Source organism: Edaphobacter aggregans DSM 19364 (assembly GCF_000745965.1).
Lineage (GTDB): Bacteria > Acidobacteriota > Terriglobia > Terriglobales > Acidobacteriaceae > Edaphobacter > Edaphobacter aggregans.
The window spans coordinates 62444-74036 of sequence record NZ_JQKI01000036.1 but is presented as its reverse complement, the minus strand read 5'-3'; the positions used below and the strand labels follow the sequence as shown (position 1 = coordinate 74036).

The following is an 11593-nucleotide window of genomic DNA, read 5'->3' as shown; positions in this document are numbered from 1 at the left end:
ATGCGTTGGCGATCATCAAAGCGCAACAGGATCTCAAGTATGCTCCGAAGGTAAAGACCAACAGTGAGAAAAACGGCTATCGTAAGCGAGGACGGAAGATCTACGGACCACCGGAGCTGCCGGCGAACGCGCCGGGCCCGAAAGCGGTGGAAATGACGGCCTGATGGAAAGCATGGAAGACCGGACGATGAAGCTGTCCGGTCTCCCACCCTTCCCACAGTCCTTGGAAATCCCTGCGGGATTACCACATTCCCCCCGCACGACGACGACGGACATTTCTACTTTGCAGAGATTAGGACATTTCAACTTTGCAGCAACACCGGGCTTTCGATTGAGCAACAACATACACCTCCCACAATAGGGTTGCGAGGGCAAAGATAGACCATGTCGCCAGCGATTGACCTGAAGCAAGTTGGCTGTGTGCGAAATACAATTTGGTAATCAGATGGTACGTGGCGAGCGGCTGGACGATTCCAGTAATCATCCATCAGTGGCCTCGAAAACCTTAGCAAGCATAGACGTGCCGGTGAACCCGCTTTCACAAAATACATATTCGGGGCGATCATTCCGTTCCGGTTCGACTTTCTCCTGGAAATCGGAACGAATTGTCGGCCCGAAGTTCGATCACGTGGTGAACAGTGCCGTTCTCCTTCCCGCGTCAACGACGGCGTCGCCGGATAGGTAGGTCAATTGTGTAGGTGCGGCTAGCCGAGTACCCGCGGCTTCGACAATCTCAGCGATCTTGAGGATGACGTCCTGGCGAATGGCCGTGAACTCTGTCCAGTTATTCGTTTTAACGTACGCCCACAACTCCAGATCGAAGGAAGCACCGGCGAAATTCGCGACGCGAATTCTCGAGGTTCCCGTCTCGATCGCAGGTTGTTGATCGAGCATGCTCTGCACGCGATCGAGCACAAGGCGTAACTTTTCGGCCTGCGTCTCAATTCGCAGTGAAAAGTGCTGATTGAGGAGGCATTTTTGGCGAGGCCCAAAATTCTCGACCTGCATTTGGGAGAGCAATCCGTTCGGAACCACAAGGAGGCTTTGATCGAGGGTTCGCAGCTTTATAGAGCGCAGGCCGATGTCTTCGACCGTGCCGACTTGAATGCCGATTTTGCAAAAATTGCCAATATTTAAAGCCTTGTCCATTAGCAACGAGACCCCGCCCAGGAGATTCTCAAGCGATTGTTGCGCAGCCAAGGCTATCGCCAGTCCTCCAATACCGAGGCCAGCGAGTGCGGTCCCGACGTTCAATCCGAACAGAGCCAATGCGGCCACGAAGGCGATGATGAACATCACTACGCGCGTCAGTCGCTGCACCACGATCAGAATCGACTCCCCGCCGCGGCGGTGCGCCTGGGTTTGTTTCACTGCGTGGTTGAAGCCCCGGTCAGTGATGTTGCTCACAAGCCACGCCACACTAGCCACCAGGAGAGCCGCAATAAAACGAACGTAGTAGACGCGATACAGAAGCGGCGGCTGAAGCAGGTAAACAAAGAAGCTATGCAGCAGGATTGCAATGATGCACCGGAGCGGCATTCCGAGCGGTGTGTCCCAGATTGTTATGCAGGGCCCTTCGGAATTTGCACCAGACCCGCCTGAGCATGCTCAGCAGAAACGCCAGCAGCCATGCCAGCAACCAAGAGACCAAGATCGAGAGCAGCCACCCGAGCCATTGCCTGACTGACATTCCCAGCAGTTGCCGGCCGCCCAGGGTGAAAGCCGTGATTCGATCCTTCAACGCCGGCTTTTCGGTTTCCATCTGGGCGTAGAGCCCGGGTATTTTCGCTACCGTCTCTTTGGAAAGCAGCCAGATTTTTCCTGACTGCGGATCATCCACACGTGCGAGGATCACGTCTACGGTCGTGCTACCTACTTTAAACACGCCAGCACGCACCTCGTCGCGCGGCAGTCCAGCCTCAACCCAGCTGCTGGGCTCATCGCTCAACAATTCGATGTTGCCTTTGAACTTTGTTCGCAGTGCCAGAAGTTCTTTGCCTAGCTGCACCGGGTCCGCTCGCTGGCCAGGATCCAGTTGCATATAACGAGCAGCGGCCGCATAGTCGTGGTGTTCTTCTCCGTACTTCGCAAGGCCCATCATGGTGCCACGGGGGGTTTCCCGTCCGAGCGGATCGGCGATTGGAGCAGGCTCAGCTTTGGCGGGCGGAGGCGCAGAAGCCGGAATCTGGGCGAGAGACTGCGCACTTAATCCTACGAGCAGGAAAACAGGCAGGACTATGCGGAGAGCACAGAAACCGCTAAGCGGTTGGCTTACCCCTCGTCGTTGCTTTCTGGGAAAAACCATCTCCCTCATCCGCGCTGGCCCGCATCCATTGTCTGTCAGTTCACGAGTGCGGAGCCATCCGCTCACCGACTCATCTACAGTGGCCCGAGGCTGCACAATCTGGTAAGCACCGTCGTTGGCTCGAAAGCCTTGAGTCAACGAGGGTGGCGCGAAGCGGTCTTTATCTATTACATAGCACCAGCCTGCTTCAACTTTGTCGGCGGCGCTAGCCGCTAGGCAGCCGCGTGTTCGACCTCTTCGGTTCGCCCCTTCGCAAAGCCGCCTGCTTTGCCGGCATCCAGAAGCTGTTGGGCATCGATACGGCCAAATAGCTCGATCAGTTTCGCAACCACGCCGGTCCATCCCGTCTGATGGCTGGCACCGAGGCCAGCCCCGTTATCCCCATGGAAGTACTCATAGAACAGGATGTAGTCCTTCCATTGGGGATCGCTCTGGAATTTCTCAGTACCTCCGTACACTGGCCTTCGGCCGGATTTATCCCGCAGGAAGATCTGCTCCAAACGATTGGCTATTTCGTGGGCGACCTCGAACAGATTCATCAGTTTGCCCGAACCGGTCGGACATTCGATCTTGAAGTTGTCGCCATAATACAAATAGAACGACAACAAAGCGCGGATCAGAATTACGTTCACCGGCATCCAGATCGGTCCGCGCCAGTTGGAGTTGCCGCCGAACATGCCGGTATCTGATTCCGCAGGAAGATAATTCACCCGGTATTCCTGTCCTCCGACATTGACGATAAAGGGATGGTCGTTGTGGTAGCGGGAGAGGGCCCGGATGCCGTAAGGACTGAGGAATTCGTTCTCGTCCAGCATGCGGGTCAGAATCCGGCGTAACCGTTCCTCATTCACCAGCGCCGCGATACCGCGTTCGGCATACCCCAAATGTCCCTTGCCGGTTGCGTGGATGCTATTGCGTAGTTCGGGCATACGTTCCCAGCGTTCACGCAACATGTCCGTCACTCGCGGTATCCGCTCGCGCTGCCAGGGCTCGATCACGGTAGTGGCACACAAGGGCAACAGGCCCACCATGGAGCGAACCTTGAGCCGCCTGGCGCTGCCGTCCGGAAGGCGCAGGACGTCGTAGTAGAAACCGTCCTCTTCGTCCCACATGCCTTCAGGCCCCACTTGATTCATGGCCATCGCAATCCAGATAAAATGCTCCGCAAACTTCAGAGCCATGTCTTCGTACATTTGGTCGTAGGCCGCCAACTCGACGGCGATCTCCAGCATGTTCTGGGCGAACATGGAGACCCATGCCGTGCCATCCGCCTGTTCCAGGCTGCCACCGGTGGGCAGCGGAGCGCTGCGGTCGAAGACGCCGATGTTGTCCAGGCCGAGGAAGCCGCCTTCAAACAGGTTCTTGCCAAACCTGTCTTTGCGGTTTACCCACCAACTGAAGTTCAACATCAGCTTCGCAAATGACCGCTTGAGGAACTCAATGTCGCCTTTGCCGTGCAGCGCCTGCTCTGTCCTGTACAGGAAGATGGTGGCCCAGGCGTGTACCGGCGGGTTCACATCGCTGAAATTCCATTCGTAGGCCGGGATCTGACCGGTTGGATGGAGGAAAAACTCCTGTAGCATCAGGTCTAGCTGTTGTTTGGCGAATTCCGCATCGACCGTGGAAAGCGCGATGGTGTGGAACGCCAGATCCCATGCCGCATACCACGGATACTCCCACTTGTCGGGCATCGAGATGATGTGCTGATTCACCATGTGGAACCATTCGCGGTTCCGCATGGAGCGTCCGCCCGGCTTAAATGGCTCGATCCCATGTTCCTCGAGCCATTTGTCAACGTCGAAGAAGAAATACTGCTTGCTCCAGAGCATACCGGCCAGCGCCTGGCGCATGACCCGGGCCTCGTCTTCGCTGACACGGCTTGGGGTAATGGACTTGTAGAAGTCATCGGCCTCGCGCTGGCGGGCCTGCACGATTTCGGCAAAGTTCTTGAAGGGATCGCCCAACGCCGTAGGCAGCAGATCGCTCAGCCGTAGGCGGACGGTGGCTGTCTGTCCCGCGCCCACATTCAACTGATAGTGTGCCGCAGATTTAGTCCCCGTGTTCTGCGGATTCACGACGTCGCGCTGTCCCTGCACCACGTAGTTGTTGATTCCGTCTTTGACATAAGGAGAGGCGTTGGGCGTACCGAAGATCCGTTCATTGTTGGTTTCGTTTTCCGTAAACAGCAGCGGGACGTCTCCCTCACAGTACAGGTAACGCTCTCCGAGATCGGCGTGCGAGGCTGCAACCGCCTGGACACCCTTCGGGCCAGAGAACTGCTTCAGGGACGGCTTGGGTGTGCCTGGCCACCATGTCCAGGTGTTGCGAAACCATAGTGCGGGAAGGACATGTAACGTGGCCGGCTCAGGTCCGCGATTCACCACGGTGATCTGGATCAGGATGTCCTCAGGCGATTGCTTGGCATATTCGACAAAAACGTCAAAGTAGCGGTCTTCGTTGAAAACACCTGTATCCAGGAGTTCGTACTCCATGTCGCCGCGATTGCGACGCCTGTTTGTCTCGATCAGGTCGAGGTAGGGGAAAGCCGCCTGCGGATACTTGTACAGGTACTTCATGTAGGAATGCGCGGGGGTGCTGTCGAGGTAGAAGTAGTATTCCTTCGCGTCTTCGCCGTGATTGGCCTCGCTGTTCGTCAGCCCGAAGATACGTTCCTTCAGAATGGGGTCTTTGCCATTCCACAGGGCCACGCTAAAGCACAGCAACTGCTTGTCATCGCTGACCCCAGCAAGACCGTCCTCGCCCCAGTGGTAGGCGCGGGATCGGGCCTGGTCATGAGTGAAGTAGTCCCAGGCATTTCCGTCCTCGCTATAGTCCTCGCGAACCGTGCCCCACTGCCGTTCGCTCAAATAGGGTCCCCATTTTCTCCAGGGAGTTTTTGCTGTTCGGGCCGCTTCGAGTCTGGCTGATTCCGCATTCTGTGACATTTTTCCCCTCCTGCTGTTTGGCCGATTGGCCTCAAGAGACATGTCATCCGGCCCGGATTTGTGTTATCCAAACCTTCTCGAATTTCTGCATGCAGTCGATCTTCGTTATCCCCGTACCAGCTGGGCGCCACTCACATCGAGATTCTTTGCCAGGACGACGATGCGGCTAACGGCATCGCTGGGCATTGCGAGCCCAGCTCGACGTTTTGGAAACTCTAGACCTGTTTACTCCTGAATGCAAACTGTCAAAACTAACAGCACGCACGGCGCTCCGACTGTCAGGCGCTGTGGACGCGCTGACGCAGGCGGCGGGCATTTCTTCATAGAAAGGAAACACTCCAGTTGCTAATCGAGCCCAGGAAGATGGTGCCACGCGTCTGGGAATGAAAACTCGTGGTGTCGGTCTTGTCTGTGGCAAACTCCAAGCTGCTGGCCGCCCAGGACTTGGCAATATCGATTCGAAGACGAACACGGCCAGTAACGCTCAGGGAGTTGTTTGAGGACAAGGAAACTCTTATCGTCTACAACTACATGTTGGGTCCTCAACGAAGAGTCCTGTCCAGTGTGCACCTCGTTCATGGTGACGTGGGATGGAAGATACAGGACGTCGAGCAGCGGCTAGCCTTGTCTTTGTAGCGCGATCGCCAATCGATCGAACGGGTAATCGAGCGAAAAGAATTTCGATCTACCCCTTCGCACTATCACTTTTGTCATTTTTCTCGCCGCGGGGGTAAACTGCTCTGCTACAAGCTAGAGTTTGTCATGTTACCGGCGCAGCATCGGGTCCGAGTGAGCAAATAGGAGTTCGCCATGAGGTTCAAAACCGGTGGAATCGCAATCCTTCTCATTGATCGGGTAAACGAGCCTGGCGATTCTCTCAACCGTGGCGCAGGCGAAGCGTGGACTTTGGCAACCGCATCGATGGGCGGGATGGTGCATACAAGTTCCCAATATTCTTGAGTTAGTGGGGTACAAGGCCTGTTAGTCGTGCCATTAGGCAAGACGGAGGCAATTGATGAGGACGAGAGTTCCGGCAACAACGAGCTTGGCGTTGGTCCTTCTCAGTGTCGGCACACTGATTTCCTGCAAGAAATCTAAAAGCCCACAACCGGCACAATCAACCGGCCAGACGTCGAATGCCGAGCAACTGCCGCCTCCCAACCCTGATCGCAACGCCTACTTCGGTGAGGAGCACATCCACACTAGTTGGTCAGTTGATGCCTGGGTGATGGGCAACCGCATCACGGGACCTGACGACGCTCTCCAGTATGCTCAGGGGCAAACCATCAAGCATCCACTGGGCTACGATATCAAGATCGACACGCCAATGGACTTCATGGGTGTGACCGACCACTCCGAGTATGTGGGCGTGACAAAAGAAGCGAACACCCCGGGGTCGGCGATCAGTAAGATGCCCGAAGCGCAGCCCTTAATCCTCAAGGATCCGAACAATTCGGAAGAACAGCAGAGGGTCTTTCTGTACCTGCTCACTCTCACCAGTCAGCCGCCGGTCAAGGCATTTATGGCTCCCGCAGTGGCAGGCACAATCTGGAAAGAGAACGTGAAGATCGCTGAGGAGAATAATCATCCGGGTAAGTTCACTGCGTTCTGTTCTTACGAGTGGACCTCCATGCCAAACAACCGCAACCTGCATCGCAACATCTTCTTCCGCGACTGCGCCCATGTGCCGGAGATGCCCTTCAGCTCGATGAATGACAATCATCCCGAGGCCCTCTGGAACTGGATGGACATCCAGCGCAAGGCTGGCAACGAGTTATTGGCCATTTCCCATAACGCCAACGTGAGTGACGGCTGGATGTATCCCGTCGATCTCGACAGCTTCGGCAGGCCCATTGACGCGGCCTGGGCAGCGTCGCGCGACCGCAACGAGCGGCTCGTCGAGATCAAGCAGATCAAGGGACAATCCGAAACTCATCCCTTGTTATCTCCCAACGACGAGTTCGCCAACTATGAGATTTTCTCCGGTCTCCTAGGTCTTCCCCCAGACGTGGGCCGTGTTGACCACATTTACGGCAGCTTTGCCCGGCAGGCATACAAGGACGGCATAGCGATGCAGGACACCCGCGGCTACAACCCGTACAAGTTCGGCATGGCGGCGGGTTCTGACTCGCACAATACCGGCAGCCCTTACCGCCAGGACAATTTCTATGGTGGTCACGCGGAGGCTGACGGAACCATTGAGAGGCGGCTAGCAGGCGTCCTGCTGGGAAACACCATTGATGTGCGCCTGGAGAACCCGGGCGGCCTGACCGGCGTGTGGGCCGAGGAAAACACCCGCGCTTCCATCTGGGATGCCATGTATCGCAAGGAAACCTTCGGTACCAGCGGCGTCCATGTCAAAGTGCGCTTCTTCGGCGGATGGGGCTACAACAAGGACCTCCTGAACGCCAGCGACTGGGTGCATCAATCCTATGCGAACGGAGTCCCTATGGGCGCCGACCTGCCTCCGATGAAGGGCATTGCTCCCACGTTCGTTGTCTGGGCGGTGAAAGACCCCACATCCGCTAATCTCGATCGCATACAGATCATCAAGGGCTGGACCAAGAACGGCCAAGGTTTCGAGAAGATCTTCGACGTGGCATGGTACGGCGACCGGAAGCCCGACAAGTGGTCGGGCAGGGTTCCAGCGATCAGGAGCACCGTGGACATGGAGAAGGCCACCTATACTAACGACGTCGGTTCGACGGAACTCAAAACCGTCTGGACCGATCCGGAGTTCGATGCCAGCCTGCATGCGTTCTACTACGCCCGCGTACTGGAGATCCCCACGCCACGCTGGACCTTTATGCAGGCAGTGAAGGCCGGGGTTCCGCCGCCCGACATAGTGCCGCTCACAGGCCAGGAGCGCGCCTGGACCTCACCTATCTGGTACACGCCCAGCGCTGATGCGCGCAAGAATGCACCCGCAGGCATGACCGTTGCCGGCCTAAAGGCGAAGGGAGCGATTGCATTGAGTGATGCACCGCTGAAGGCGCTGATCGTGGGCAAGGCCTTCTGGGTGCGCAATAACGTGACTGGTGAGCTGTTCAGTGTCACCTACACTGCCGACGGTCAGAGCAACGTCTGGCACGTTGGCAGGAGCGCCACGATCCCGAGCAGCGTTGGTAACCCAATACGCGACGGCTACCAGGGAACCACTACGCCGTACAAGATTGAGAACGGCAAAGTGGTGACAACGATTTCCCAGGATCCCTTTGCGGTCACGATATACAAACTGGGCGACACCTATTACGGTGCGCACAGCAACGAATTCGGCTATGCCAACTACGAGATAATCCCAACGCCGCAGATTGTCGTCAATCCGCTTACCGAAATGCTCAAGCAGTTCACCCTTGAGCTGGGGCTGACGGAACAACAGAAAGCGCAGATTGTCCCGTTCCTGAAGCAGGAGGCCCCGAAACTGGAGGCGCTCAAGAAAAACACTGCTCTCAGTCCATTGCAGAAGATCGAGCAATTGAAACAAATCGCTGACGAAGTCGAAGGGAAAATTACCCCTCTCCTGGATCAGCAGCAACAGCAGAAGTTCCAGGCGATACGCACAGAGCGCAGGCGTGAGTTGATTGAGAAGATGGCGAGCCAAGTGTTGCAGAAGGTTACGGCTGGCATAGGGTAGGAGATCTAGAGACGGAAGTGAGAAGAGCCGCGCGGCTCGTCGGCTCCGTTTGGCCCGAAGGGAGTTCGTATGGCAGACACTTCTCCAACTACAGGCGTACAAAAGAAATCGAAGCGCAACTACACTCTCATTGCTCTGCTCATCATCGCGGTCGTTGCCCTGGCCTGGTACATGTTCGGCGGTGGCCAGCAGGAGATCAGCGAAGAGGAGGCCTACATTCGCGGCATGGAGTCGTGGGTGTACGGTTATCCCATCGTGTTGATGGACGTGACTCGGCAGGTATTGACTGCCGCTCCCGCTCCCAACGAGGAGGGCACGGCGGCTCCGATCGGCCAGTTCGCCAAGATGCCGCACTATGTCCGTCCCGACGTCAAGGTGGTCGTGCGCATCAGTCTGAACTCGCTGTGGTGCACCGGATGGATGGACCTAGGACAGGAGCCGGTGGTTCTTTCGGTCCCCGATACCCATGACCGTTACTACGCGATGTCCGTCATGAACATGTGGACGAATGTGTTCGCCTCCGTAGGCAAGCGCACCACCGGAACCAAACCTGGCAACTTCCTCTTTGTCGGACCGAACTGGCAGGTCACACGACCCGCTGACATCAAGCAGGTCTTCAAGTCTTCCACTCGATATGCCTGGATACTCGGACAGACCCAGGTCAATGGGCCCAGCGATTTCGCGTACGTGAATGCCATCCAGGCCGACTACAAGCTCACACCGTTGAGCCAGTGGGGAAAGCCGTACACGCCGCCGACGAACGCGCAAGTGGACAAATCGGTGGACCTGTCCAGGATTCCTCCAGACCAGGTCGCTGCCATGGATGCCGGAACGTTTTTCAACCGGCTGGCGATGCTCATGAAGGACAACCCTCCCGCCGCGGAAGATGCTGAGGCGCTGCGCAAGTTGAAGGACATTGGCGTCGAGCCAGGCCAGCCCTTCGACATTAGCAAGGTGAGTCCAGCCATCGCGCGCGGTCTGGAACGAGCAATGAAAGAAGCTCCAGTCAAGTTGCAGGAAGGCGTCCTCAAGATGAAGACGGTGAACGGGTGGATGCAACCGAACGACATCGGACGCTATGGCAAGGATTACGATACCCGCGCCGGTATTGCATGGGTGGGACTCGGCGCCAACCAGCCGGAGGACACCATCTATCCAACGGCCTTCAAAGATGGTGACGGCAACCCGCTCGACAGCGCCAACAAGTACGTCATGCATTACGACAAGGGGACGCTCCAACCCACGAACGCCTCCTGGTCCATCTCGCAATACAAGGGAAACTTCTACGAAGTCAACGCGCTGAACCGCTACGTGATCGCTCCCTGGATGCCTCTCAAGTTCAACGAAGACGGCTCGCTGGACGTCTACCTGCAGGCTGACCCGCCGGGCAAAGACAAGGAATCCAACTGGCTGCCGACTCCTCCAGGAGCGTTCAACAGATTCGCAATTATTGGCCCAAAGAAGATGCTCTGAACGGCACCTACAAGAATCCGCCAATCAAGAAGGTGCAATGAAGAAGGTCCTTGCCACAGCGGCGGTCGCGGAAGCAGGCACTGGAGTGATTCTGCTTGCGTACCCGCCTATTGTAGTTCAGATGCTGTTCGGTGCAGAGATCAGCGGGGCCGGCGTCGTAATGAGCCGCTTAGCCGGCATCTGCCTCATTGGCCTGGGTGTGTCCTGCTGGCCGGGGAACTCCGCCTTCCAGCCTCTCAACGGAATGCTGGCCTACAGCACATTGGCGATGCTGTACCTCATCCTTATCGGCGTTCGCGGTGAAGGGGTCGGGCTGCTGTTGTGGCCAGGGGTTGTCGTCCATGCGATCCTGGTCGTTCTTCTGGCAGGCGGGTGGTTGAAACAGCGAAAGAGTCCGGCCACATACGGCACATCCATGAATTGATACTCAAATCGATTGCGAGGGGACGATATGATTCGACGTTTATCTCTTGGATTGAGACGCATGGCGCTAGCCTTGGCCGTCGCCAACTCGGCAGGCTTATTCGCGATCACGCCGGCGGCGGCGCAGAGCCCACAGATGGAACAGAAGCTAATGGCCATCAAGGAGGCGCAGGCGGCCAACAAGCAGAAGCTCGCCCAGTATACCTGGACGGAAACCGAAACCATCGCCATCAAGGGCGACGTGAAAGACACGAAGACCTACCAGGTCCAGGTGGTCAATGGTCAGCAGCAGAAGAGCCTCGTCAACGACCAGAAGGCGGGTTCCGGCGGAGGACGCGAAGGTCGCATCAAGGAACACGTCATCGAGAAGAAGACCGAGGAGTATAAAGAGTACGGCCAGTCCATCGGCGCGCTGGCCAAGCAGTACACCACGCCCAATCCCGAAGCCCTGATGCAGGCCAGGCAGGCAGGCAATATCTCGCTGCAACCCGGCGCGGGCACCGTGAGCCTGGTGATCAAGAATTACGTAAAGCAGGGCGACTCGATGACCATGACCATCAGTGAGCAGACTCATTCGCCGGTGAGCGTGCAGGTCAACTCGTACCTGAACGATCCCAAGGATGCCATCACCATCTCCGCGCAGTTCACGCAGCTACCGGATGGCACTAACCACGTCGCGACAACAACCATTAACGGCGTGAGCAAGGAGCTGACGGTAAATGAGCAGAATTCGAACTACCAGAAGCAGTGACGAAAAACTGATCATTCTTCGGCAAGCCTGTGGTTGAAACAAAGTGGCACGTTCACGGGTTG

General features: G+C 56.8%; 7 protein-coding genes. 4 read left to right on the top strand and 3 right to left on the bottom strand.

From position 1 onward, the window contains the following. Nucleotides 1-624: 624 nt before the first annotated feature. From Q363_RS15840 to Q363_RS15830, 3 genes are all read right to left on the bottom strand, one after another. Nucleotides 625-1407, bottom strand: a complete 783-nt coding sequence (locus tag Q363_RS15840) for a mechanosensitive ion channel family protein (protein ID WP_169747006.1) — start codon at nt 1405-1407, stop codon at nt 625-627. Between the two features lie 94 nt (nt 1408-1501). After that, on the bottom strand, nt 1502-2101 hold the full coding sequence (locus Q363_RS15835) for a hypothetical protein (protein ID WP_035351947.1): 600 nt from the start codon (nt 2099-2101) through the stop codon (nt 1502-1504). Between the two features lie 416 nt (nt 2102-2517). Next, on the bottom strand, nt 2518-5250 hold the full coding sequence (locus Q363_RS15830) for an MGH1-like glycoside hydrolase domain-containing protein (protein WP_035351944.1): 2733 nt from the start codon (nt 5248-5250) through the stop codon (nt 2518-2520). A 1015-nt stretch (nt 5251-6265) separates the two neighbouring features. Here Q363_RS15830 and Q363_RS15820 point away from each other — a divergent pair. From Q363_RS15820 to Q363_RS15805, 4 genes are all read left to right on the top strand, one after another. Further along, on the top strand, nt 6266-8884 hold the full coding sequence (locus Q363_RS15820; RefSeq protein ID WP_064742653.1) for a DUF3604 domain-containing protein: 2619 nt from the start codon (nt 6266-6268) through the stop codon (nt 8882-8884). A 69-nt stretch (nt 8885-8953) separates the two neighbouring features. Then, nucleotides 8954-10357 carry a DUF1254 domain-containing protein gene (locus Q363_RS15815; RefSeq protein ID WP_051978838.1) on the top strand — a complete coding sequence of 468 codons (1404 nt, stop codon included), beginning with the start codon at nt 8954-8956 and terminating at the stop codon, nt 10355-10357. 37 nt (nt 10358-10394) lie between these two features. Beyond that, entirely contained in the window at nt 10395-10781 is a 387-nt protein-coding gene (locus Q363_RS15810) for a hypothetical protein (RefSeq protein ID WP_035351938.1), read from the top strand. Between the two features lie 60 nt (nt 10782-10841). Then, the gene (locus Q363_RS15805; RefSeq protein ID WP_035351935.1) at nt 10842-11531 is read left to right on the top strand and encodes a hypothetical protein; all 690 of its coding nucleotides are present in this window, start codon (nt 10842-10844) and stop codon (nt 11529-11531) included. Nucleotides 11532-11593: the final 62 nt, after the last annotated feature.

Excerpts from the sequence above, each read along its gene's own strand:
- Q363_RS15835 (WP_035351947.1), bottom strand. The coding sequence starts at position 2,101 with ATGATGGGCCTTGCGAAGTACGGAGAAGAACACCACGACTATGCGGCC.
- Q363_RS15830 (WP_035351944.1), bottom strand. The coding sequence starts at position 5,250 with ATGTCACAGAATGCGGAATCAGCCAGACTCGAAGCGGCCCGAACAGCA.
- Q363_RS15820 (WP_064742653.1), top strand. The coding sequence starts at position 6,266 with ATGAGGACGAGAGTTCCGGCAACAACGAGCTTGGCGTTGGTCCTTCTC.
- Q363_RS15815 (WP_051978838.1), top strand. The coding sequence starts at position 8,954 with ATGGCAGACACTTCTCCAACTACAGGCGTACAAAAGAAATCGAAGCGC.
- Q363_RS15810 (WP_035351938.1), top strand. The coding sequence starts at position 10,395 with ATGAAGAAGGTCCTTGCCACAGCGGCGGTCGCGGAAGCAGGCACTGGA.
- Q363_RS15805 (WP_035351935.1), top strand. The coding sequence starts at position 10,842 with ATGGCGCTAGCCTTGGCCGTCGCCAACTCGGCAGGCTTATTCGCGATC.